The 23,256-nt window shown below is 71.5% G+C and carries 17 protein-coding genes and 1 pseudogene; 6 read left to right on the forward strand and 12 right to left on the reverse strand.

Features of this window, described 5'->3' with window-relative positions; all coding sequences use genetic code 11:
- The first annotated feature begins 162 nt into the window (after positions 1-162).
- A complete protein-coding gene (locus OHB04_RS06920; RefSeq protein ID WP_326807041.1) occupies positions 163-1,518 on the forward strand; it encodes a GntP family permease in 1,356 nt (451 codons plus the stop codon).
- On the opposite strand, the pseudogene OHB04_RS06925 reads toward OHB04_RS06920, so the two are convergent.
- From OHB04_RS06925 to OHB04_RS06955, 7 genes and pseudogenes are all read right to left on the reverse strand, one after another.
- Positions 1,454-3,465, reverse strand: a pseudogene (locus OHB04_RS06925) (glycosyl hydrolase family 28-related protein). The gene OHB04_RS06920 and the pseudogene OHB04_RS06925 overlap by 65 nt on opposite strands.
- Before the next feature lie 121 nt (positions 3,466-3,586).
- Entirely contained in the window at positions 3,587-5,548 is a 1,962-nt protein-coding gene (locus OHB04_RS06930) for a glycosyl hydrolase family 28-related protein (RefSeq protein ID WP_326807042.1), read from the reverse strand.
- Between the two features lie 51 nt (positions 5,549-5,599).
- The gene (locus OHB04_RS06935) at positions 5,600-7,195 is read right to left on the reverse strand and encodes a glycoside hydrolase family 13 protein (RefSeq protein ID WP_326686808.1); all 1,596 of its coding nucleotides are present in this window, start codon (positions 7,193-7,195) and stop codon (positions 5,600-5,602) included.
- A 58-nt stretch (positions 7,196-7,253) separates the two neighbouring features.
- Entirely contained in the window at positions 7,254-8,147 is an 894-nt protein-coding gene (locus OHB04_RS06940) for a carbohydrate ABC transporter permease (protein WP_326686809.1), read from the reverse strand.
- 13 nt (positions 8,148-8,160) lie between these two features.
- Entirely contained in the window at positions 8,161-9,117 is a 957-nt protein-coding gene (locus tag OHB04_RS06945) for a carbohydrate ABC transporter permease (RefSeq protein ID WP_326686810.1), read from the reverse strand.
- A gap of 7 nt (positions 9,118-9,124) precedes the next feature.
- Positions 9,125-10,486 (reverse strand): ABC transporter substrate-binding protein, encoded by a 1,362-nt coding sequence (locus OHB04_RS06950; protein WP_326686811.1) that lies wholly within the window; start codon positions 10,484-10,486, stop codon positions 9,125-9,127.
- A gap of 125 nt (positions 10,487-10,611) precedes the next feature.
- Positions 10,612-11,631, reverse strand: coding sequence for a LacI family DNA-binding transcriptional regulator (locus OHB04_RS06955; RefSeq protein ID WP_326686812.1), 1,020 nt, complete (start codon positions 11,629-11,631; stop codon positions 10,612-10,614).
- Between the two features lie 486 nt (positions 11,632-12,117).
- Between OHB04_RS06955 and OHB04_RS06960 the strand changes: the two genes are divergently transcribed.
- Positions 12,118-12,930: a hypothetical protein gene (locus OHB04_RS06960; protein ID WP_326807043.1), complete on the forward strand. Its 813-nt coding sequence runs from the start codon at positions 12,118-12,120 to the stop codon at positions 12,928-12,930.
- Positions 12,927-14,102: a S8 family peptidase gene (locus OHB04_RS06965; protein WP_326807044.1), complete on the forward strand. Its 1,176-nt coding sequence runs from the start codon at positions 12,927-12,929 to the stop codon at positions 14,100-14,102. Before OHB04_RS06960 ends, OHB04_RS06965 begins: the two co-directional genes overlap by 4 nt.
- A 113-nt stretch (positions 14,103-14,215) precedes the next feature.
- On the opposite strand, the gene OHB04_RS06970 is transcribed toward OHB04_RS06965, so the two are convergent.
- From OHB04_RS06970 to OHB04_RS06980, 3 genes are all read right to left on the reverse strand, one after another.
- Positions 14,216-15,838: an alpha/beta hydrolase gene (locus tag OHB04_RS06970; protein ID WP_326807045.1), complete on the reverse strand. Its 1,623-nt coding sequence runs from the start codon at positions 15,836-15,838 to the stop codon at positions 14,216-14,218.
- Positions 15,835-17,091: a serine hydrolase domain-containing protein gene (locus OHB04_RS06975; RefSeq protein WP_326807046.1), complete on the reverse strand. Its 1,257-nt coding sequence runs from the start codon at positions 17,089-17,091 to the stop codon at positions 15,835-15,837. The genes OHB04_RS06970 and OHB04_RS06975 overlap by 4 nt, the downstream gene beginning before the upstream one ends.
- A gap of 219 nt (positions 17,092-17,310) precedes the next feature.
- A complete protein-coding gene (locus OHB04_RS06980) occupies positions 17,311-18,609 on the reverse strand; it encodes a CapA family protein (protein WP_442814786.1) in 1,299 nt (432 codons plus the stop codon).
- Positions 18,610-19,183: 574 nt separating this feature from the next.
- Here OHB04_RS06980 and OHB04_RS06985 point away from each other — a divergent pair.
- Positions 19,184-20,146, forward strand: coding sequence for a CPBP family glutamic-type intramembrane protease (locus OHB04_RS06985; RefSeq protein WP_326807047.1), 963 nt, complete (start codon positions 19,184-19,186; stop codon positions 20,144-20,146).
- Here OHB04_RS06985 and OHB04_RS06990 read toward each other — a convergent pair.
- Positions 20,125-21,222 carry a polyprenyl synthetase family protein gene (locus tag OHB04_RS06990; RefSeq protein ID WP_326686818.1) on the reverse strand — a complete coding sequence of 366 codons (1,098 nt, stop codon included), beginning with the start codon at positions 21,220-21,222 and terminating at the stop codon, positions 20,125-20,127. The two genes, OHB04_RS06985 and OHB04_RS06990, sit on opposite strands and share 22 nt — an antisense overlap.
- A 395-nt stretch (positions 21,223-21,617) precedes the next feature.
- Between OHB04_RS06990 and OHB04_RS06995 the strand changes: the two genes are divergently transcribed.
- The gene (locus OHB04_RS06995; RefSeq protein WP_326686819.1) at positions 21,618-22,067 is read left to right on the forward strand and encodes an SRPBCC family protein; all 450 of its coding nucleotides are present in this window, start codon (positions 21,618-21,620) and stop codon (positions 22,065-22,067) included.
- Positions 22,068-22,095: 28 nt separating this feature from the next.
- Positions 22,096-22,539, forward strand: coding sequence for a hypothetical protein (locus tag OHB04_RS07000; RefSeq protein WP_326686820.1), 444 nt, complete (start codon positions 22,096-22,098; stop codon positions 22,537-22,539).
- 248 nt (positions 22,540-22,787) lie between these two features.
- On the opposite strand, the gene OHB04_RS07005 is transcribed toward OHB04_RS07000, so the two are convergent.
- Positions 22,788-23,210: an ATP-binding protein gene (locus tag OHB04_RS07005; protein WP_326686821.1), complete on the reverse strand. Its 423-nt coding sequence runs from the start codon at positions 23,208-23,210 to the stop codon at positions 22,788-22,790.
- Between the last annotated feature and the right edge of the window lie 46 nt (positions 23,211-23,256).

A 23,256-nucleotide genomic window follows, 5' to 3' on the forward strand; every position in this document is an offset into this window, starting at 1 on the left:
GCGGGACGCGCGCCGGGCGACATCCCTCATCTGAGGGGGATGCCACAACAGCGCCCACGGGGGTCACATCGTGAGACACGGATTCCGCCAGGGGCCGGTACGCAGCGACGATGACCCGGCTGCGGACGAACAGCACTCGTCAGGCCCGACAGGAGAAGAACGATGGGAAACGCGGCACCTCTGGTGCATACGGCCACCGCCATCGCGGCGGTGGTCCTGCTCATCCTCAAGGCGAAGGTCAATCCGGCCCTCGCGCTGGTGCTCGGCGCCGTGTACCTCGGTCTGGCGGGCGGGCTCGGCGTCGAGCGCACCCTGGAGACCGTCAACAAGGGCTTCGGGAACCTCATGGCCGAGGTGGGCCTGCTCATCGTCCTCGGCGTGCTGCTGGGCCAGCTGCTCTCCGCGCTCGGCGCGATCGAGAAGCTGGTGACCCTGCTGCTGCGGGTGCTCGGACCCCGGCGGCTGCCCTACTCCTTCGCCGTGACGATGGGCACGGTGCTCCAGTCGATCTACGCCGACGTGCTGCTGGTGATGACCGCGCCGCTGGCCCGCTCCCTGGGCACGAGGATCGGCCCGCACGGCGTCGCGCGCATGGCGGCGGCCATGGCGCTGGGGGTGGAGGTGGGCATCGCCCTGGCGGTGCCCGGCATCGGCGCGCTCGCCCTCGCAGGGCTGCTGCACATACCGCTGGGCATCATGCTGCTGTACGGCTTCCCGCTGGCCGCCGTGACGATCGTCTTGACGCTGCTGCTCTTCAGCGCCCTGATCAAGCGGGGCTTCTGGAACCCGGAGCGGGACGAGAGCGCCCAGGCGCCGGAAGAAGCGGCCCCGCAGCCGGAGGCGGACAGCGAGGAGGCGGCCGATGCCGTCGCCACCCCTCCCCTGGCGCTGTCCCTCGCGCCGCTGCTGCTGGCGCTCGTGATGATCGCCACCGGTGCCTTCGCCGAGGTCGCCGGGTGGCGCTCCCCGGTGGTCACGTTTCTGGGCAACCCGGTCATCGGGCTGCTGACGGGCCTGATCCTCGCCTGCCTGGTGGCCCGTCGCAGCCTGCCGGCCGGCGGGGTCGGCGAGACGTTCGGGCAGGGTTTCCGTACGAGCGGCCAGATCCTGGTGCTGACCGGGGTGGGCGGTTCGCTGGCCGCCATGGTGGAGGCCGTGGGGCTGGGCGATCTCGTCAAGGACTCGTTCTCGGCGAGCACCTGGGCACCGCTGGCGCTGGTGTGGCTGATCGCCGCCGTGCTGCACATGGCGATCGGCTCGGTCACCACCTCGGCGATCACCGCCGCCGGCATCCTGGCCCCGGTGGCGCCGCAGCTGGATGTGCAGCCGGTGTTGATCGCGCTGGCGGCCGGGGCCGGTTCCCTGTTCGCGATCCACGCGACGAGCAACACCTTCTGGCTGTTGCAGACGCTGCTCGGGCAGACGACCAGAGGGACGCTGAAGACGGTGACGGTCACCGTCTCGGGCGCCTCGGTGATCGCGCTGGGCCTGATCCAGACGGCGAGCCTGGTGCTGTGAGCCATGCGGTGAACCGGATGCTGCGAATCTGATGCCGTGAGCCGGATGCTGCGAGTCTGCAGGTGCCCCCGGCAGGCCGGGGGCACCTCTCAGGCCGGTGGGTGGCGTCGGTTCGAGCTGGTGGGGGTGTCAGTCCGCCGAGCCGCGCTTCGGCCAGCTGTCGCAGTTCTCCCACAGGCCGTCCCAGCCCGAGTTGCCGCCGCCGTCCTCGACGGTGAAGGTGCCGCTGCCCTTCGGGAAGGGGCAGTTGTAGACGCCGGTGACGCCGACGCCGGTGGCCTTGACGCCGCTGAACCTGGCCGACCCCGGGGTCTCGGCCTGGACGGCCACGGTGCCAGCCTTCTCGATCGTGGCGCCGTCCACGGTCACGTTCTTCACGGGGTGCCCGGCGCCGCCGCCCGAGACGAGCTCGAAGACGCTGTAGGGACTGTCGGCGGCCGTGGTGTCGGTGATGCTGACCTGCGCCTCGATGGCGGAGTCGTAGGAGTCGACGCGCAGCGCGCCCATCGGATGCTGCCAGTTGGGGTTCATCGCGCCGGTGCGCACCAGGGCGTTCCCGTCGGCCTTGACCGTCCCGGCGAGCGGGAAGAACGGCTCGGCGAACTTCTGGTTGGACAGCGCGATGCCGCTGCCGAGCGCGTTGGTGTCCAGCACCAGGTTGTCGCTGACCGTGATGTCCCGGCCGCCGTAGATGGCGATGCCGTTGGCCAGGTTGGGCTGGGTGACGGTGTTGTTCTTGAAGGTGCTGGAGGAGTTGGTGGTGTTCAGCGACCACATGGCCAGGGCGTCGTCCCCGGTGTTGCGCAGGAAGTTGTCGCTGACGGTGATGTTCTTGGCGCCTCCGTTGAGGTTGAGGCCGTCGGCCGTCATGTCCAGGAAGCGATTGCCGCTGACGGTGAGGTTGTCGTTGTCGCCCATCAGCCACAGGCCGACCTTGAGGTGCTGAAGCCACATCCCGGAGACCGACGAGTCGGGGCCGAGGGCGCCGTTGACGAAGTTGTCGGGGTTGCTGTCGACGCGCTCGGTGACCTCGCCGAGGACCGCGAAGTCCTTCAGGTGGACCTTGCCGGAGGAGGACTGCTGGTCGATGAAGCGGGAGCTGTGCACCTCCGAGTACCAGCTTCCGGCGCCCCGGAGCGTCACGTTCTGCACGCCGCTCAGCTCCGAGGTCAGCTTGAAGTCGCCCTCGGGGATCCAGACGGTGCCGCCCTCGGCATCCGCGACGGCCTGGCGGAACGCCTGGGTGGAGTCGCCCTCGCCGCTGGGGTCGGCGCCCTTGTCGACGACGGAGACGGAGCCCTCGGGCCGCTGGGCCGGGCCGCTGATCTGCTCGAAGTCGGCGACGTCGAGCGTGGTCTCGCCGTCGGCCTCCAGCCGCACCTTGTCGCCCTGCTTGAGGTCCTTGCCGAGCGCGACGCGGGCGTTGTCGAGCAGGTGGTGCGTCTTGGACCCGGTGATCCAGGGGGTGTCGACATAGCTGTACTTGGAGGTGAGGGCGAGCTTCTTGTCGGTCTTCTCGCCGTTGACGTACACCGCGAGGGAGCCGCTGCGGCCGTCGGGCACGCTGTAGGCGACGTTCACGGCGTTGGCCGCCGAGGGCAGGGTGAACTCCACCCCCTGGCCCGCGCCCAGCTTGACCGCCTGCCTGCCGGAGGACTCGGAGGCCACGGTGCCCTGGGTGTGGTCGGGCCCGATCTTCTGGCCTTCGCTCGCGGCGTCCTCCGCCTCCAGCGAGGTGAACGGCAGCGTGGCGCCCGCCTGGGCGACGCGCGCGTAGGCGGACTTGGCCTTTCCGGCGCCGGAGCCGGTGCCGGGCTCGGCGGCCCGCGAGAGCGGTACGACGGCGACGGCCGCCGCGCACGCGGTGGCGGCTGCCGCGGCCACCACCGCGCGCCTGCGCCGTCTGCTGCCGCGGCTTACTTCCTTGATCCTGTCGTACTGGAACATGAGCGTGGCTCTGCCTCTCTTTGTGGGGGGTGGAGCTTTTTTGTGGGGAATTGCCGCGTGGGGAATCGGCGTGCGGGAACGGCGTGCGGAACAGCTGCCGTGCTCCGTGGGGCGGTGCGGGTCACCTGGCGCGGTGAGGTGCGCGGGCCGGGGCGGCGGGGTCCGGCCACTCCCCGCAGTACGTAGCGGGCAGCTTCTCGTTCCAGCCGGAGTTGCCGCCCTCGTCGGTGAGCGTGAAGTTCGGGCCCAGGCAGCCGTAGACCGGCTCCCGGAAGCCGACGCGGGTGGCCGTCACATTCTTGAAGGAGGCGGCGCCCGGGTCGTTGAGCTGGAGGGCGAAGGTGCCGGTCTCGTCGATCCGTACGTCCCGCAGGCGCACGCCCTTGGTGGTGCCCGAGACGAAGTGGACGGCCGCGTAGGAGCTGTCCAGGATGTCGGTGTCGGTCACCTGGATGTCGGCCTTGTCGATGGGGCTGTTGCGCGCGTCGAACCAGAGCGCGCCCACCGGGAAGGGCCAGCCGTAGTCGGTGTTGCCCGCTCTGAGCAGTGTGTTGCGGGCGAGCGTGAAGGTGCCCCGCACATCGGTGCCCTGGCCCGGGGACACGCCGGGGTAGCGGTTGCCGACGTGCAGGCCGCCGCCGTTGGTGAGGTTCTCACCCGCGACGTTGTCGGTGACGGAGATGTCCTTGCCGCCGTATACCGCCACCGCGTTGGCCAGGATCGGCAGCACCACCGTGTTCCCGGTGAAGGAGTTGGCCTCGTTCGTCTTGGTGTCGGCCCACATCGCGAGGCCGTCGTCTCCGGTGTTGCGCACGAAGGTGTTCTCCACGGAGGAGCCGGTGACGCCCCAGTGGAAGTTCACGCCGTCGGCGGTCTGGTCGAGGATACGGCTGTTCTTGATCGTGAAGTTGTCCATCGGGCCGTCCATCCAGGCTCCGACCTTGGTGTGCTGCATCCACACGTTGTCCACGGTCGAGTCGCTCATCGCGCCGCCGATCGCGTTGACCTGGTCGTCGTCGACCCGGTCCGTGATCTCCCCGAGGATCGCGAAGTCCTTCAGCGTGACGCCCCTGCTGGGCCCGCCCGCCTCGTGCGGCCGTATCTCGCCCTCGTAGCCGCCGCCTTCGGCGTACTTGCCGTAGATTCCGGCGGCGCGCCTGCGGTCGGTGGGGTGACGGCCCGTCAGGACGCTGTACCAGGGGCCCGCGCCACGGAGCGTGACCTGGTCGACGACGACGTGGTCGGTCAGCTCGAAGGTGCCGCGCGGAATCCACACCTCTTTGCCCTGCGCCTTGCCAGCGTCCACGGCCTCCTGGAAGGCGGAGGTGGAGTCCTGGCCGCCGCTCGCGTCGGCGCCGAAGTCGGTCACCGACAGCGACCCGGCGGGCTGTGCGGCCGGTTCGGGCACCAGCTCGAAGTCGGCCAGATCCACCACCGCCCAGTCGGCCACCCGGGTCGAGGGCAGTGTGACCCGCACCTTGGTCCCGGCCTTCAGGGTCTTGCCGAGGAGAGCCCGGGTCTCGTCGTAGAAGTGGTGCGGGTTCTCACCCGGGGTGTTGGTGAAGGGGTAGCTCCCGTAGAACCAGCCGTACTTCGAGGTCAGCTCCAGGTCCTTCAGCCGCTGCCCGTCCGCGCTCAGTCCGGCGGGCGCGGTGAGCCCTGTGCCCTGCGCGCTGTCGGGGACGGCGTAGCGCAGGGTGAGCGCGTTGGCCTCCTTGGGCAGCGTGAACTCGACGTACTCCCCTGCCGCGTCGAGCCGTACGGCGCTGCGGCCCGACGCTTCCGAGGGCAGGGTCGTATAGGTGCGGTCGGGCCCGATGACGGAGCCGTTGGTGGCCGCCTCTTCCGCCTCCAGCTCGGTGAAGGGGACGGTGGCGCCCCGGCCGGCGACGTCGAGCGCCGACTTCGCAGCCGACGCGGCCGTCGCCCCGGCCCGCGCGGACGGCTCGGCGGGCGCCTCGGCGGACGACTGTCCGGGCGCCGCTCCCGCCACGGGCGCCGTGGCGCCGAGAGCCAGCACGCAGACGAGCGCCGCCAGGCCGCGTAACACGGTCGCGAGCGGTGGTGGACCATGGTGTGTCATGTCGATCCCTTTCCAGGTGTGGGGCCTGTGGTGCGGGATGCCGTGGTGTGCTCAGACGCGCAGCCACACCGCCGTGTCCGGGGGCAGCAGACCGTCCCCGTCCAGGGGGGCGCTGGCCAGCAGCAGTGCGTGGTGGGGCGGCGGGGCGACGGGGCGGCCGGTGAAGTTGACGGCGCAGACCACGGACTCCCCCCGGGCGAAGGCGAGTACGCCTTCGGGCGCCGGCAGCCAGCGCATGTCCTGGCCGCCGAAGCCGGACTCGCTCCGGCGCAGCCGCAGCGCCGCGCGGTAGAGGCTGAGCATCGAGCCGGGGTCGCGTTCTTGGACGTCGGCCGCGTACCGCTCCCAGCCGGCGGGCTGCGGCAGCCATGGCTCCCGCGCCGAGCCGAATCCGCAATGCGGCGCCCCCGCCGCCCAGGGCAGCGGGACCCGGCACCCGTCCCTGCCCGGGTCGGTGCCGCCGGAGCGCGCGTGCATCGGGTCCTGGATGCGGTCGAGGGGAATGTCGGCCTCGGGCAGGCCCAGTTCCTCCCCCTGGTAGAGGTAGGCGGTGCCGGGCAGCGCCAGCGACAGCAGCGCGGCGGCGCGGGCCCGGCGGGTGCCGAGGGCCAGGTCGGTGGGGGTGCCGAAGGTCTTGGCCGCGAAGTCGAAGCCGCTGTCGGCGCGGCCGTAGCGGGTGACCGTACGGGTCACGTCGTGGTTGCACAGCACCCAGGTCGCGGGGGCGCCGACGGGGGCGTGGGCCGCGAGGGTCTCGTCGATGGAGGCCCGTAGCCGGGCGGGGTCCCAGGGGCGGGCGAGAAAGTCGAGGTTGAAGGCGGTGTGCAGCTCGTCGGGGCGCAGGTACCGGGAGAAGCGCTCGTGGTCGGGCAGCCACACCTCGCCGACGAAGATGCCGCCGTACTCGTCGGCGACGGCGCGCCAGGAGCGGTAGATCTCGTGCAGCTCGTCCCGGTCGATATAGGGGTGGGGGGCGCCCTCGGTGAGGTCGGGCAGCCCCGGAGCCTTGACGGGCAGTGCCGCCGAGTCGATCCGTACGCCCGCGACACCTCGCTCGAACCAGAAGCGCAGCACCTCCTCGTGCTCCTGGCGCACGGCCGGGTGGGCCCAGTTGAGGTCGGGCTGCCCGGGGGCGAACAGGTGGAGGTACCACTCGCCGTCCGCGACCCGGGTCCAGGCGCAGCCCCCGAACTCGCTGCGCCAGTCGTTGGGCGGCAGCTCGCCGCTCCCGCCGCGCCCCTCACGGAAGTGGAAGAGGGCCCGCTCGGGGCTGCGGGGCCCGGCGGCGAGCGCGGCCCGGAACCAGCTGTGCTGGTCGGAGACGTGGTTGGGCACGATGTCGACCAGGGTGCGCAGACCCATCCCGCGCGCCTCGCTGATCACCTTCTCGGCCTCGGTGAGCGTGCCGAAGGCGGGGTCGATGACACGGTAGTCGGTGACGTCGTAACCGCCGTCGGCCATCGGCGAGAGGTACCAGGGCGTGAACCACAGGGCGTCGATGCCGAGTTCGGCAAGGTAGGGCAGCCGCTCGCGGACGCCGGTGAGATCCCCGGTGCCGTCCCCGTCGCCGTCGGCGAAGCTGCGGACGTACACCTGGTAGATGACGGCCGAGCGCCACCAGTCCGCGGCGGCCTGGCTGCCTTCCATAGTGGTTCCTTTCAGCTGTACGGACAGGACGGAACGGGACTGCGGACCAGGCGGCGGCTCAGCCCTTCGTACTGCCCGCGCTGATACCGGCGATGATGTGGCGCTGGAAGACCAGGAACATCACGAGCATGGGGATGCTGGCGATGACCATCGCCCCGATCAGCACGGTCAGCGGCACGTTCTGGGAGAGCTGGACCAGGGCGACGCTGATGGGCTGCTTGTCGGTCTGCGAGAAGACCATCAGCGGCCACAGGAAGTCCTGCCAGACGGCTACCAGCGCGAAGATGGAGACGACGCCGAGGACCGGCCGGGACATCGGCAGCACGATCGACCACAGGGTGCGCAGCCGCCCGGCGCCGTCGATCTCGGCCGCCTCGATGACATCGCGGGGTATCTGGTCGAAGAACCGCTTGAGGAGATACAGGTTGAAGGCGTTGGCCACCGCCGGCAGCCAGATGGCCAGCGGGTCGTTGAGCAAGCTGGTGTGGACGAAGGGCAGGTCGGCGACGGTCAGGTACTTGGGTACGACCAGCGCCTGGACCGGCACCATCAAGGTGGCGAGGATCCCGCCGAGGATGACCCGGCCGAAGACGGGCTTCAGCTTGGAGAGCGCGTAGGCGGCGGCGGTGCAGAAGACGATCTGGAGCACCCAGGCGCCGGATGCCTGGACGACGGTGTTCCACAGGTGGGTGGGCAGGTCCATCAGGTCCCAGGCGCCGGTGTAGCCGTCGGTGTGCCACCGGTCGGGGATCAGGGTGGGCGGGGTGCGCACGAGTTCGTCGGGCGACTTCATGGCGCCCGTTACCATCCAGTAGACGGGGAAGAGGAAGGCCAGCGCGAACAGCACCACCACGCCGGTGAACACGGCCCAGTAGGCGGCCTTGCCGCGCGGCCCGGCCAAGGTGAGCGGGGAGACGAGCGTACGCACGCGGGGCGTGGCCGTCCGGGTCATGGCGCCACCCTCCTCAGTCGTCGGTGCGGGTGAGCCGCAGGTAGAGGGCGGAGAAGGCGCTGAGCAGGAGCAGCAGCATGACGCTCAGGGCACAGGCGCCGCCGAAGTCGTTGTAGAGGAAGGCGTACTTGTAGATGAGGTAGAGCACGGTGACGGTGGAGTTCTCCGGCCCGCCGCCGGTGATGACGAAGGGCTCCGTGAAGATCTGCATCGTGGCGATGATCTGGAGCAGCATCAGCATCAGGATGATGAAGCGGGTCTGCGGGACGGTGACGTGCCGGATGCGCTGGAGCAGTCCGGCGCCGTCCAGTTCGGCCGCCTCGTACAGCTCGCCGGGGATGCCCTGGAGCGCGGCGAGGTAGACCAGCACGGTGCCGCCCATGTTGGCCCAGGTGGCAACGAGGACGAGGGAGACGAGCGCGGTGTCGGCGCCGTTGGACCAGTTCGAGGTCGGCAGGTGGGCGAAGCGCAGCGCCTCGTTGGCCAGTCCGGCTCCCGGGTCGTAGAACCACTTCCACAGCAGGGAGCTGACCACCGGCGGAATCATCACCGGCAGGTAGACCAGGACCCGGAAGAGCCCCTTGGCGTGCCGGAGTTCGTTGAGCACCAGCGCCATGAGGAAGGGCACGGCGAAGCCGATGAACAGCGCCAGCAGGGTGAAGGTGAGTGTGTTGCGCCAGGCGGCGGCGAACTCGGGGTCGTCGAGGACCCGGGTGAAGTTGGCCGTGCCCACCCACTCGGGCTCGGAGCCCGGGGTGTACTTCTGGAACGCGATGATCACGGAGCGGATAGCCGGGTACCAGGAGAACAGCGCGAAGCAGAGCACGCCGCCCAGCAGGAAGCCGTAGGCTCTGGCCTGGTCGCCCAGTTTGCGGCGCAGGGGTGTCCCGGGCCCGGCGCTGCCGGTGACTCGCGTCGGTGCGGGCCTCTCGGTGCCGGCTGCGGAGGGGGGTTTGGCCGCCGTCGTCATCGCCGCCTCAGCCCCGGGCGAGGATTCCGTCGATCTTCCCGGAGGCGTCCTTCAGGAGCTGGTCGATGTCGGCGTCCTTCTTGGTGAGGACGGCGGAGACGGCTCCGTCAAGGACGGCGTAGAGCTGCTGGGCCTTGGGCGGCTCCAGCTTGAGGTCGAGCTTCTGGTTGGCCTCGGTGAAGGACGCGTAGTTCTTGACCGGCACGTTGGCACTCTTCTTCTTGAGTGCCCGGTCCTTGGCGTCGGTGGCGCCGGTGAACAGCCGGGGTTCGGGCAGGCCGACCGGGGAGCCGTCCTTGTCGAGGCGCTCGTAGTTGTTGACGAAGCCCCGGCCGGGGGTCAGGAAGGTCCATTCGAGCCATCGGAGGCCTGCCTTGATCTTCTCGGGGCTCGCCTTCTTGTTGAACATGTAGCCGTCGCCGCCGATGAGGGTGCCCTTGCCGCCGGGCATGGGGGCGAAGGCGAGGTCCTTGTAGCTGCCGCCGGCCTCCTTGACGATGCGCGGGACGTTGTCGGGGGCTGCCATGTACATCCCGAGCTTGCCGGAGCCCATCAGCTGGAGGGCGTCGTTCATGGTGAGCAGCTGCTTGGAGCCCATGGAGTCGTCCTGCCAGCGCATGTCCTTGAGGTTCCGGAGGACGTCCTTGCCCTCGGGGGTGTTCACCCGGGCCTTCTTGCCGTCGGAGCTGACGACGTCGCCGCCGCGTGCGTAGACCTGGGCGGTGAAGTGCCAGCCGCCCTGGTTCTGCGCGCTGTACTCGGCGTATCCGACGGTGCCCTTGCCGACCTTGGCGATCTTCTTGGCGGCGGAGCGGACCTCGTCCCAGGTGCCGGGCGGCTTGTCGGGGTCGAGCCCGGCCTTGGTGAACAGCTTGCGGCTGTAGAGCAGGCCCATCGAGTAGTTGGTGCGCGGGATGCCGTAGATCCTGCCGTCCACGGTGTAGGCGTCGCGCAGCGCCTTTTGGATGTCCTGGTAGCCCTTGAGGTCCTTGACGTAGGGGGTGATGTCGGCGGCCTGGTTGATGTCGACGACATGCTTGGTGTCGGTGAAGTACGTGTAGAAGACGTCTTCCATCTGGCCGCCGGCGAGCTTGGCGTCGAAGGTCTTGGGGTCCTGGCACGGGTAGGCGTCGTGCGCGGTGATGTCGATCTTGGGGTGCTGCTTCTCGAACGCCTTGACGTCCTCGCCGAAGCGCTTGTGGTCGATCTTCGCGCTGGGCTGGGGCCGGCAGTTGACCGTGAGGTGCGTCTTGCCGTCCGCGGCCTCGTCACCGCCCGAACCGCAGGCGGTCAGCGCCGTGAGCGCGACGAGGGCGAAGGCGGCTGCTGCGGCGAGGGTGCTGGTGCGGCGGTATCTGGAGCGGCTCATCGGAGGCCCCCTTGGGCGAGACCGGGGAAGCCGCACGGCAACCCGCCGTGCGGCGCGGGTCATACCCAAGCACCGCGCCCCAAAGAGCCGCAATATCTCGCGCAGAATTCGCAAAAATTCGACTATCAGTCGGCTGTCCGCGACGCCGGCCGCCCCGTGGAGCCCCGCACGACCAGTTCGGGCTCGAACAGCAGCTCCTCCGAGGCCGTCGCACCACCCTGGATCTGCACCGAGAGCAGCTCGACGGCGGCCCGCCCCATGGCCTCGATGGGCTGCCGCACGGTGGTCAGCGGGGGCTCGGTGCAGTTCATGAACGCCGAGTCGTCGTAGCCGACGACCGACACCTGGCCCGGGACCGACAGCCCGCGCCGCCGCGCCGCGCGCACCACGCCGAGCGCGAGCGGGTCACTGGCGCAGATGAAGCCCGTCACCCCGTGCTCCAGCAGCCGCGCCGCCGCCGACTGGCCGCCCTCCAGCGAGAACATCGCCCGCGCCACCCGCTCCTCGGGCAGCGCGCCGCCCGCCGCCTCGGCCATGGCACGCGCGGCGGCCAGCTTGCGCTGCGAGGGCATATGGTCGGCGGGGCCCAGCACCAGGCCGACGCGCTCGTGCCCGAGCGAGGCCAGATGGCGCCACGCCTGCTCGACGGCGACCGTGTCGTCGCAGGACACACAGGGGAAGCCGAGCTTCCCTATCGGCGCGTTGATCAGCACGACGGGGACCTTGCGCCGGGTGAGCAGCCGGTAGTGGTCGTGCGGCGCGTCGGCCTGCGCGTACAGCCCGCCGGCGAACACCACGCCGGACACCTGCTGTTCCAGCAGCAGCTGCACATAGTCGGCCTCGGTCACCCCGCCCTTGGACTGGGTGCACAGGACGGGGGTGAGGCCCTGCTGGGCGAGGGCGCCGCCGATCACCTCGGCGAACGCGGGGAAGATCGGGTTCTGGAGCTCGGGCAGCACCAGGCCCACAAGCCTGGCCCGCTCGCCGCGCAGCTGCGTCGGACGCTCGTAGCCGAGGACGTCCAGCGCGGTCAGCACCGACTGGCGGGTCGCCTCGGAGACGCCGGGCTTCCCGTTCAGCACCCGGCTGACGGTGGCCTCGCTGACACCAACCTTCTTCGCCACTTGAGCAAGTCGTCGCGTCATGCGCGCAAGGCTAACGCAATTTTTGCGCTGTGCTTGCGTAGAGGTCGGGCCGACGCGGACGGGCCGACGCGGGCCTGGGGCGGACCGCCTGTCCAGGGATGCTCACCTGTGACACAGACGAGACAGGGGATCGACTGACTCGCCTTCGAACGTGCTCGATAGTGTCTACGCAACTGCAGGGGAACGCGCATTTAGTCAGAGCCACCATCTTCCCCGCAGGTCAGCGCCCAGCACCGGGCGCCGAGAACCAGGAGGGGAGCCATGTCACACCCGAGGCCGCCCGAGAGCCCCGGCAGCGCCGGGCCGTACGGGCAGCAGCCCCAGCATGGGGGGTGGCAGCAAGGTCAGACGCCGGGGCAGGCACAGGGCCAGGGCAGCGTCCCGCCGCCGATGCCACCGGCACCGCCGTCGATGCCACCGGGTGCACCTGGTCCGCCCGGCGCCCCCGGTCCCCACGGCTTCCCCGGTCAGCAGGGTCCCCCCGGCATGGCACCCGGTATGGCCCACGGCATGCCGCACGCGCCATTGCCCCTCCCCCCGAAGAAGAACACCGGCCGCACCTGCCTGAGTGCCTTCCTCGGCGTCGTCGGCGGCCTCGCGCTGCTGGGCGGCGGCGCGCTCACCGCACACACGTTCTCCAACGCGGCCCAGGACGTGCCCAACCGCAGCGGCTACGGCCCCACGATGTGGCGCAACCTGCCGGCGGAGAAGCTCTTCCCCAAGACCCTGGGCCCGAAGATGAACTCCCAGGCCGGCGCCACCGACCCCAAGCACGCCGAGTGGCACCGCGTGGGCATCTTCCAGAAGACCGGCTGCGCCGACTCCCTGACCGGGGCCACGCTGGCCGAGGCGAAGAAGAAGGGCTGCAAGGCGGTGCTGCGCGCCACCTATGTGGACCCCACGGGCAACGTCCTCGGCACCGTCGGGCTCATCGTCCTGCCCGAGACCGACTCGGCCGAGGAAGGAATGGCCACCTTCTTCGACGCGGAGAAGGAGAAGCGGAATCCGAAGCCCGGCGTGAAGGCCATGGGCGTTCCGCGCACCATCGCCGCCGGCTGGAAGGACGGCAACCGCAACGGGTCCGAGGGCCTCCAGGCCACCAGCTTGGACATGTCCTACGCGTATGTGGCCACCACCGGCTCGGTGGACGGCCGCAAGGCCGGGCACCTGCCGGGCGAGTGGGGCGAGACGAGCCTCGACGCGAAGTCGGACCGGGGCCCGTGGCGGGAGGCCGCCGCATCCCTCGCCAACGATCTGAACCTGTACCACGGCGACCTGCTGCTGGAGGAGACCTCATGAGTATCCGGCGCATCGGCACCGCCGTCACTGCCGCCGGCCTCAGCTCGCTGCTGTGCGCGGTGGCCGCCACCCCGGCCCAGGCCGACACGCCCAGCAGCTGGGAGTCCCAGGCACTCGGCCTCTCCTCGGCGCACCGCACCAGCCAGGGGCAAGGCGTCAAGGTCGCCGTGCTGGACAGCGGCGTCGAGAAGGACCACCCCGCGCTCGCGGGCAAGGTGACCACCGGCCCCGACTTCCTCAAGGACGGCCTCCAGCCGGGCGATCCGCGCTGGGGCGGCCACGGCACCGCGATGGCCTCGGACGTCCTCAAGGTCGCCCCGAAGGCCAGCATCCTGTCGGTGCGGGTCATCGACGACAAGAAGGAGCACGAGGGGCTCCAGTCCGGGCCGAGCCCGGTCGCCAAGGGCATCAACTACGCCGTCGACCACGACGCCGACGTCATCTCCATGTCGCTGGGCGGCGACTCCTTCGGGAGCAGCTTCAACGACGAGGACACCGCGGCACTGGCACGCGCCGCCCACGCGGGCGTCACGGTCATCGCCTCGGCGGGCAACGACGGTGACATCTTCAACGACTCCTCCTACCCCGCGGGCTACCCCGGCGTCATCGCCGTCGCCGCCGTCCAGAAGGGCGGCAGCCGGGCGGAGTTCTCCACCGTGCGGAGCTACAACACGGTGGCGGCGCCGGGCGTGGGCATCGTCAGCGCGAAGAACACCGGTGGCTACGCGGCCGTCAATGGCACCTCGCCGGCCGCCGCCCTCACCTCCGGTGTCGCCGCGCTGCTGCTCGCCAAGAACGACAAGCTGCGGCCGTACCAGGTCCGTGAGCTGCTCGCCAAGACGGCGGCGCACCCCTCGGGCGGATGGAACGCGCTGGTCGGGCACGGGCCGGTCAACGCCGCCGCCGCGCTGCGGGCCGTCGCCAAGTCCCCGGCCGACCGGGCGGCACCGAGCGCGTACAAGGGCAAGGAGCACCTGGCCTCCCCGGACGGCACCTCCCCCATCCAGCACCCGGAGATGGAGACCATGTCCCTGGTGGTCGGGTTGAGCGCGGCGGGCGTGGGGCTGCTGATGGTGATCGGCGCGATCCTCGTCAACCGCGCGGGCCGCCGCCGCGGCGCGAACGCCACACCCGCGCCGGCCGGTCCCGGGCTCCCGGGCCCGCGGCACTGAGGCTCCTGGGCCCGCGGCACTGAGCCGAGGCCCACACGGCAGAAGCGGGCAGGAGCGGAGCGGTTTGTGACGCCGGAGCACAGGCTCCGGCGTCACAGCCGTTCAACGCCGGATCACTTCCCGCCGCCCCCCGTGTCCTTCCCGCTACTCGCCGGGTCCTTCTCGCAGGTGGTGTCCTTCGCCGGGAGGGTGCCGGTGCGCAGGTAGTCGTTCACCTGCCGGTACACACAGCGGTTGGGGTACATGCCGTAGACCCCGTGCACCTGCGCCTTGAGGGTGATCAGACGCGAGTGGGGCATCTTGCGGTGCAGGCCCTGGCCGTTGCCGTAGGACGTCCGCGGGTCGCCCGTCGCCTGAACGATCAGTCCCGGCAGGTCATTTCCGCTGGTCACGGGTTTCTCCAGCGGCTTGTTCGGCCACAGCGCGCAGGGGCTCACGCCGTTGAACACCGGCCCGTAGAGCGGGCTTCGGGCGCGGCTGCGCTCCACGTTGCGGCGGTACCAGGACAGGTCGTGGGGTGCCTCGCGATCGGCGCACAGCAGGGCCAGCTGGAGGGAGTTCTGGTTGTCCGCCTCGGCACTCGGCTTGTCCAGCGCCTCCACCAGATCCTCCGTAGGCTCGACGGGCCTGCCCAGCGAGGCCTCGTGCAGGACCTTGATGTTCTTGCCCGCCCGCTCGAACTCCCTGTCGTCGGCCATCATCATCGCCAGCGCCTGCGGCACCTGCTGGCCGTCTGCGGTGTACTTCCCCACCTTCAGCGGCTCGCGTGCCGCCTGGCGTGCGATGCCGTCGACCGTGGCGCGCACCTCGCGGGGCGTGTCGCCCAGGCCGTAGGTGCCGTTCCGCCGGGCCGCCCATGCCGACCAGGTGTCCAGGAATTCCTCGTTGGCCCGGGTCGCGTCGCGGAAGGCCTCCACATGCCAGCGCGCCGGGTCGAGGGCGCTGTCCAGCAGCAGCCGGTCCACGCTGCCGGGGAACATCTTGGCGTAGGCGGCGCCGAGGTAGGTGCCGTAGGAGATGCCGAAGTAGGAGGTCTTGCGCTCGCCGAGGACGGCACGCAGCAGATCCATGTCGCGGGCTGTGTTGCGCGTGGTGAAGTGCCGCAGATACGCCATGTCCTTGCCGTAGACCCGCTGACAGCTGTTGACCAGATCGGCCTCGTAGGCGGTCTGGGCGCGGAAGCCCTTCTCGTCGTACCCGGCCGAGCGCAGCCAGTGGCCCTTCGTCCCGCAGTGGAGCGCGCTGCTGCGGCCCACGCCGCGTGGGTCCATGCCGATCAGGTCGTAGCGCGCCGCCAGCTTCTTGCCCATCGCGGGCTCGTCCATCAGCGGCATGTCGAGGGTGATGCCGCCGGGGCCGCCGGAGTTGTGCATCATCAAGCCGATGCGGTGCTCGGTGTCCTTGGCCTTGATACGGGAGAAGCCGATGGTCAGGGTGCGTCCCTCCGGCTTGCGGTAGTCCAGCGGCACGCGTATGCGCGCGCAGAGCGCCCCGGCCGCGTCCAGTTCCTTGACGCCGCACTTCTCGTAGTGGGGGCGCTGGTGGACGAAGCGGCCGAGCGCGGCGGTCTCTTCGGCGGTCTTCGCGCTTCCCCCCGGGTCCGCGCTCTTCGTGGCACTCGCGGGGCGCGTCGTATCGGCCACGCCGCCCTGGGCCGTGAGGGGCGGGGCGGCGAGGAGCACGGCCACTGCCAGGGCTCCGGCGGTCGCGGTGCGGTACAGCGTCGCTCGTCTCATGACGGGGTGTCACCTTCCTGTCGCGGGGATGTCCGCGGGCCGCGCGGGACGTGCCGGAAGATCCGCTCGACGGTGTCCACCACGGCCTGCGAGGCGTCCTCGGCCGGTGCCAGCTCGTTGACCGCGATCAGTACGGCTCTGCCGTCGGCGGTGATCCCGCCCCGGGTCCTGGTGCCCGCGACGCTGCCGCCGTGGCCCCAGTAGCCGGTGGCTCCCGTGCCCTCGCCGAGCGGGTAGCGGGCCAGGCCCAGTCCGTAGGCGGCGCCGCGCGCGATGTCGGCGGGCAGGGTGTGCTTCATCTGCGCGAGCTGTGCGGGCGGCAGCAGCTCGCCGTCCAGCAGCCGCCGGTAGAACTCCGTCAGCTCCTGTGCGGTGGATATCAGCGCCCCGGCGGCGCCGATCACGGAGGTGTTGATGAAGGTGACCTCGCGATGGCCGCCGTCCTTCGTCCGCTGGTACGCCTTCGCGTGCGGCCCGCGCAGCCGCTGTTCGGGCCAGCGCGGCCAGTAGGTCTCCGCCAGCCCGAGCCGCGCGATCACCCGCCGCCGCACCTCGTGCTCGACCGGGCGCCCGGTGACCCGCTCGATCAGCATGCCGAGCAGGAGATAGCCGAGATTGCAGTACGACCACCGCTCGCCGGGCGGGAAGAGCGGCGGCTGGCGCAGCGACTCTGCCACGACGCGCTCGGCCGTGTGGTGGCCGGGAGTGTGCTCGTCGAACTCCTCCGCGAATTCGGGGAGCCCGCTGGTGTGCTGGAGGAGCTGGTGCACGCTGATGCGGCGGCCGTCGTTCCCTCCCCCGCGCACCACGCCGGGCAGATAGCGCTCGACGGGCGCGGACAGCTCCACCTTCCCGGCGGCGACGAGCTGCAACAACGCGGTGGCCACGAAGGACTTGGTGTGGCTGGCTATGCGCAGCCGGGCCCGGTGCGGATACGGGCGCCCGGTGGCCAGGTCACCCGCGCCGGCCGACACCTCGACGACCCGTCCGCGCGCGTCGGTGATGACGGCCTGGGCGCCGGGGAGGTGCTGCTCCGCGACGAGCCCGGCCAGCGCGCGGCGGACGGCTTCGGTGTCGACGCCGCCCTGACCGGCACCGACCGCGGCAGGGGCCCCGGCGCCGGACGCGTGCGGGAGTGCCGTACGCGGGGCGGCGTACGCGGTGCCCGTGGCGCCCGTCGCTCCGGCCAGCAGCGGGGCCGCGGCCAGGAGAGCCGAACCGCGGGCGAAGCGCCGTCTGCTCAGCGACGCCACCGGCGCCCCGGACGGAGGCGACGGAGGCGACGGGGGCAGTGAGGGAGAGGGCGGGCGGACTGTGGCCATGGCACCCGGGGGTGCCGACGGATTCCTCGTCATGGGTCACAAGGATTCCGTCGGCACCCCGCCCCGACCATGGAGCCCGCCCCCCTCCTGAAGCAGGGGCACCCCTCCCGCAAAAGGTAGAGCGAGCACCATTGCACCCCGACCGGCGGGCTACGGAACCATGCGCAGCCCGTCCTTGGCGGCGCCCCTGCTGAGCACGACCTTGCGGATGGAGGCGTATGCCGTGTCCTGCTGGCTGTCGCCCGCGCGCCTGCTCTCCTTGGAGGCGAGGTTGACCAGGGTGAACCGGGGCTCGTTCGCCATCATGAAGGGCGTGAACCCCGCCTTTTCGACGGTCCATTCACCGTGGCCGCGCTTGGCGGGAGGCGCGAAGCGGAAGCGCGCCGCGGTGCCCATGCTGCCGCGCGGGTCGTTCATCTTGCCCGCGATCTGGTCGCCCATGCCGTACACGACCCAGGTCCCGTTGACCTTCTCGTACGCCTGCGGCACGTGCGCGTGGGTGCCGATGATCAGGTCGAGGTCACGGCGCCCGCCCGAGCGCGAGGCGGTGAGCTTCTCGGCGACGGAGCGCTGGAGGGAGTCGGGGTCCTCCTGCCACTCCGTGCCCCAGTGCACGCTCGCCACGACGACATCGGCACCGGCTCGGCGGGCGGCACGGGCATCCGCGATGATCTGCTTGGGGTCGATGAGGTTGACCAGCCACGGCTTCCCCTCGGGCACCGGAATGCCGTTGGTGCCGTAGGTGTAGGCGAGCTGAGCGACCTTGGCGCCGCCGGCCCGCAGCATCGCCGGCCGCTTCCGCTCGGCGGCCGACCGTGCGGAGCCCACGTGCTCAAGACCGGCCGCGTCCATCGCCTTGAGCGTGCGGCTCACACCCTCGGAACCCGCGTCCAGAGTGTGGTTGGACGCGGTCGAACAGGAGTCGTAGCCCGTGTCCTTGACGGAGCGCGCGAGCTGCGGCGGCGTCTTGAAGAGCGGGTATCCGGTGAACGGCCCGCCGTCGGGCCCGTAGACGGTCTCCATATGACAGATCGCCAGGTCGGCGCCGCGCGCCATGGGCTTGGCCCCGGCGATCATCCGGCGGAAGTCGTAGTCCGAGCCGCCCGCGTCGGAGCGGGCCTGCCGGATGATCGAGTCGTGGACCAGCAGGTCGCCGGTGGCCACCAGCGAGAAGCCGCGCGCCGCCCGCTTGCCCCGGTGCCCCTGGGGCAGGGCCCGGCCGTGCTTGCCGGTCTCCCCGCTTCCCTGCGCCGCGGCCCCGCCGTCCTTCTGCTTCTCGTGCCCGGTCCCGGTGTACTTCGGCCCGCCGTGCTGCGGCGGCTGGGACGAACTGCCACAGCCGGCGAGCCCTCCCAGCAGGGCAGCAGCCGCCACCGCGCCCGCCACGCGGCGGGTGGCGGCCGAGGGCCGGGATCTGTGGACGGCGCGTGTTCTCTGACGGTGCTTCACGGGGCACTCCAGGGGGCTCAGTCACAGGAACCGGTCAGATAAGTGCGATAAACGCACTGGTTGCTCAGCGATCCCCGCTCTTGACCCGCCACACCGCGGATACCGGCCATACGGCCCAGAAGGTGCACCCGGTAGATCGTTCGATGTACCCGCGGATCATCACGCGAGACGAGGCCCCGGCCCCTTCGGAAACCGGAGAATGAGCAGGTGAGCGGGGGCGGCAGGACAGGCAGCCCCGTCGGGGCGCGCTTGGAGCGGGCCGCCTCGGCCGCGCGGTGCGACTCGGCAGCGCGGGCCGGGTCACTGCGCGGTCCGCTGTGACCATGCGGGTCGGCGGTGGGGGCGGTGGCGGTCGGTGGGGACGACGGGGTCCCACCGACCGCCACCGCCCCATCGGCCCCGCCGGGGCCACCGAGCGGTCGGCGCGACGGGCGACGCGCCCGCACCCGTGTCCACGTTCCCGATCGCATCCACGTCGGCGCCCGCGCCAGGAAGCCGGGCACGGGCGCGCTTCGGCACCCGGCGCCCGCTCACCGCGGACGACCCCTGACGACGACCCCTGACGGAGGAACACGTGACCGAGCTTCATTCCAGGCCAGGGCGCGCGGTGCGGCGCGCGGTGGCCGCAGCGCTGACGATGGCCGTGGCGCTGGGCGTCGGCACCGGGGCCGGGCCCGCGCTCGCACGGGGGCTGGGCCTGGGCGCCTCGGGTACGGGCGGGCGGCTGGTGGGGGCCGGGCTCGTGGCCGTCGTCGCCGTGCTCCCGGTGCTGTACGCACTGCGCCGCTTCGGGCTGCCGCCCGCTCGGGCCGGTTTCGGGGGCGCGGGTGCGAGCGTCCGCGCCCTGCTGACGGGCGTCGGCGTGACGGGCGGGGCCGCCGCGCTCGTGCTGGGGCTGGGCACGGCTGCGGGCATGCTGCGCTGGGCGCGCCCCGACCTCGGCACGCTGGCCTGGTTCCTCGTCACCAATTCGGTGATCGCCCTGCTCCTGGAGGCCCTGCCGGAGGAGACGACGCTTCGCGGCTTCGCCTGGTCCTCACTGCGCGCGTCCTTCGGCGGCGGGATCGCGGCGCTCGGGACGACGGCGGTCTTCTTGCTGGTCCCGGGGACCTCGACGGTGGTGGGCGCAGGGGCCGCGCGGCTCGTCGGGGACAGCGACGGCCCCCGGATCGGCCTGGTCCCCGAAGGGCAGCACCCGGCGGACTATCTGGTCCTGCTGACCGTCTTCGGCCTCACCCTGGTCGCGGCGCGCACGGCCCTGCGCCACGCCCCGCTGTGGACGGCGATCGGCACCCACCTCACCTTTTTGACGGTCAACCGTATTGCCCTGGAGGGCGAACGACGTGGCGCGGGCTGGTCGGCCACCGACCTCTCCCCCGAGGTCCCGCTGCTGGTTCCGGTCTACCTCCTGCTGGCCGCCGCCGTCTTCCTGGTGCTGGGACGCAGGACGCGGCGCGCCGACGCCACCGTCGCCGCCAACGCCAACGCCAACGCCACAGCGTCCCGCGCGACCGCTCAGCCGTGGCTGAGGGTGTAGCGGAACAGGGTGCGCAGCGTGGTGTGGGTGGCGGGGGGCAGGCCCGCCTCGTCCAGCCGGGCCAGGGCCTCTGTCAGCTGCCAGGCGGAGATCTCGTGCGCCGCCGCCCGTCCTCCCGCGTGTTCGATGAGCGCGACCAGCTCGTCGGGTGGCGGAGGGCAGGCGGGGCCGCCACCCAGTGATTCGGCCAGGGTGCGCGCCGCCGGGTTCCCGGCATGCAGTGCCGCGATCAGCGGCAGACTGGGCCCGCCCTCGCGCAGCCCGCTCATGACCGGCTTGCCCGTCAGCGACGTACCCGACCACAGGTCCTCGATGTCCCGGGACGCGCGCCAGGCGATGCCCAGGTGGTGGCCCGCGCGGGTCAGGGCCGTGACCATCCGCTCGTCCGCGCCGCCCAGCAGCGCGCCGCCCGCCAGCGCGCACTCCAGCAGGGCGCTGCTGCGCGCCGCGGCAACCGCCGCGTACTCCTCCACGCTGACACCCGCTGGTGCCCTGCGGCGCAGGGCGAGTTCGGCGGAACGGCCCCCGACGAGCCGGGAGGTCGTACGGGCGGCCAGCCGCAGCGCGGCGGTTCCGTGCTCGTCCATCGCCAGCAGGAGGCGGTGCGCGGCGCCCAGCAGCGCGTCCCCGGCGAGGATGGCCCAGCCCGTCCCGTACACCGCCCACACGGCGGCGCGGCCTCGCCGCAGCGCGTCGCCGTCCATCACGTCGTCGTGCAGCGCCGACCAGTTGTAGATGAGTTCCACGGCGGCGGCCCCCGGCAGCGCGGCGGCGACGGCCTCTTCCGCCTCGGCCGTCCCCGCCGCGGCGCGGGTGCCCGCGCTCGCGGCGTGCAGGGCCAGCGCGGCACGCAGGCAGACGCCCGGGGTGACCCCGTGGGTGGGGCTGCCGTCGGGCTGGGTCCAGCCGAAGTGGTAGCCGCACACGCGGCGCAGCTCCGGCTGGAGGGTGCCGACGACTTCTCGCAGGACCGGTTCGGTCCGCTCGTTGGCGTGGTGCAGCAAGGAGGGGGCGACGGGCACGGAAAGTGGAGCGGTGGCCGTCGCTGACGCGGCGAAAAGGTCCTGACTCGTCATGGCGGAGCGGCTTCTCCCTTCTCCCGGAGCGGGGCGCCGGGCGCTGATGTGCGCGAAGCGTGGGGAGCGATGCGCTCTCCGTAATCGGCTTTCCCGCGCGACTGCCTCTCGACTCCCGCACTCGCGTCGTTGTCCGAAGCACATGGGGCGCAGGGGCCCGCACAGGGGGCGGGCCGGTGCCCGTGAGCCTGCCGCGCCCGCCCGCTGTGCGACCCGTCGAGGGCTGCCCGCCGTGCGACCCGCCGGGGACCGCCGCTGGGCGACCCCGTCCACCGCGCCGTGCGAGGGCCACATCCGGCCCGGACCAATCGGACCGGATCGAGCTGTGTGAGGAGGCCCCAACGGTGAAACCCGGGACCGGACGCTCCGAAAGCCCCGAATCCCGGGAGGGAGACATGACACAGGTAGAGGAATCCATCGAGGTGGCCGTCCCGGTCACGACGGCCTACAACCAGTGGACACAGTTCGAAGAGTTCCCCCGGTTCATGGACGGTGTCGAGCGCGTCGAGCAGCGCACCCCGAGGCTGACGCACTGGGTCACCAGCGTGGCGGGCGCCCGGCGTGAGTTCGACGCGGAGATCACCGAGCAGATCCCCGACGAGCGGGTCGCCTGGACCACCGTGGAGGGCGAGGTACGCCAGGCCGGGGTGGTCACCTTCCACCGGCTGGACGAACACCGCTCCAAGGTGATGCTCCAGCTCGAACACGACCCGCAGAGCATCACCGACTCGGTCGGCGACAAGCTCGGCTTCGTCACCCGGCAGGCCCAGGGAGACCTCAAGCGCTTCAAGTCCTACATCGAGCGGCGCGGCGCGGAGACCGGCGCCTGGCGCGGCACTCTCTGAGCGACGGCCGAAGGTGGGGCCGGGGCCCGTGCGCGCACGGGCCCCGGCCCCAGCAGCGAGCAGTACGCCGAGCCCTACCAGCCCTTACGAGCCGCTGCGGGCCGCGCTCGCCGGCTCAGGCGAGACCGGCATCGCCACGTTCGTGACGGGGAACAAGGGACCTCGTGGCGCCGCGCACCGAGGACCCAGCGACACCTACGAGGAACGGGTGCGCGGCCCGGGCTCGGGCCCGGACGGCCCCCCTGCGGCGGCCCCGCGGCGGCAGCGTCCCGCCCGCCTCGCGCACCGCCTCGCAGGCGGCAGCGATGTCCTCGGCGGGACAGGCGAGGTGCTGCCGCCCCAGGTCGCGCGGGAGCGCGGCCTCACGCTGGCGGGCCCCGGTACTCGAACAGTTCGATCCTGGCCCGTCCGGCAGGCGCGGCATGCGCACCGCGACCCGTTCGGTGCCCCACGGCACGTCCGAGCGCTCTAAAGACCGTGGCGGCCTCGATATCGGGCTCGGGGACGCCGACGTGATCAATTCCCCGGACCATTTTCCAGTGCGCTCCTTCTGCCTCCGGGCTTCTTCCGCTCCAGGAAGGCCGCGGGGATGAAGTCCCGCACGCGGGTGGGTTTCACTGGAGCGGCGTCTTCCTCTGGAGGGGCCGCCGGAGGGGCCACATCTCGGTGGAGAGGGCCGCTTCTCGGAGGGGCCGCTTCTCCCGGCGGGGGCCGCTTCCGCTAGAGAGGGAGGTGCGCCTGAATGATCTTTCCGCCGTTGTGCCTCAGCCGGATGGTGAGATCGCTCGCGAGGTGCCGGACGATCGGCCAGCCGAATCCGCCGTTCTCCGCCTCGTCAAAGCTGCCCGGCACGCGTTCTGCCGGAAGTACGGAGCTGGAATCCCCGACTTCGACAGTGAGGGTGCTGTGTGTGCAGCCGAGGTGGAAATCCGTCACTCCGCTCGCGTGCCGCAGCGCGTTGGTCACCAGCTCGGAGACAACGAGGAGCACGGTCTCCGTCGCCTCGGGCGAGGGCGGCGGGGAGAGGGTGGACAGAAAGCCGCGGGTGATCTGCCGGGCTTGAAAGCTGCTGCACAAGTAGGGGGCGTGGGTCATGGCGACTGCTTCCGCTTCACCATTTCGTATAGCCGTTGCGTTGTTCATCTGCGTCTCCCGTCTCCGCCAGGTGAATTACTACAGGAGCGGGCCA

The sequence above is a fragment of the Streptomyces sp. NBC_01775 genome, from assembly GCF_035917675.1.
Taxonomy (GTDB): domain Bacteria; phylum Actinomycetota; class Actinomycetes; order Streptomycetales; family Streptomycetaceae; genus Streptomyces.

Excerpts from the sequence above, each read along its gene's own strand:
- OHB04_RS06965 (WP_326807044.1), top strand. The coding sequence starts at position 12,927 with ATGAGTATCCGGCGCATCGGCACCGCCGTCACTGCCGCCGGCCTCAGC.
- OHB04_RS06970 (WP_326807045.1), bottom strand. The coding sequence starts at position 15,838 with ATGAGACGAGCGACGCTGTACCGCACCGCGACCGCCGGAGCCCTGGCA.
- OHB04_RS06955 (WP_326686812.1), bottom strand. The coding sequence starts at position 11,631 with ATGACGCGACGACTTGCTCAAGTGGCGAAGAAGGTTGGTGTCAGCGAG.
- OHB04_RS06935 (WP_326686808.1), bottom strand. The coding sequence starts at position 7,195 with ATGGAAGGCAGCCAGGCCGCCGCGGACTGGTGGCGCTCGGCCGTCATC.
- OHB04_RS06950 (WP_326686811.1), bottom strand. The coding sequence starts at position 10,486 with ATGAGCCGCTCCAGATACCGCCGCACCAGCACCCTCGCCGCAGCAGCC.
- OHB04_RS07005 (WP_326686821.1), bottom strand. The coding sequence starts at position 23,210 with ATGAACAACGCAACGGCTATACGAAATGGTGAAGCGGAAGCAGTCGCC.
- OHB04_RS06945 (WP_326686810.1), bottom strand. The coding sequence starts at position 9,117 with ATGACGACGGCGGCCAAACCCCCCTCCGCAGCCGGCACCGAGAGGCCC.
- OHB04_RS06960 (WP_326807043.1), top strand. The coding sequence starts at position 12,118 with ATGGCACCCGGTATGGCCCACGGCATGCCGCACGCGCCATTGCCCCTC.
- OHB04_RS06990 (WP_326686818.1), bottom strand. The coding sequence starts at position 21,222 with ATGACGAGTCAGGACCTTTTCGCCGCGTCAGCGACGGCCACCGCTCCA.
- OHB04_RS06995 (WP_326686819.1), top strand. The coding sequence starts at position 21,618 with ATGACACAGGTAGAGGAATCCATCGAGGTGGCCGTCCCGGTCACGACG.
- OHB04_RS06930 (WP_326807042.1), bottom strand. The coding sequence starts at position 5,548 with ATGACACACCATGGTCCACCACCGCTCGCGACCGTGTTACGCGGCCTG.
- OHB04_RS06920 (WP_326807041.1), top strand. The coding sequence starts at position 163 with ATGGGAAACGCGGCACCTCTGGTGCATACGGCCACCGCCATCGCGGCG.
- OHB04_RS06940 (WP_326686809.1), bottom strand. The coding sequence starts at position 8,147 with ATGACCCGGACGGCCACGCCCCGCGTGCGTACGCTCGTCTCCCCGCTC.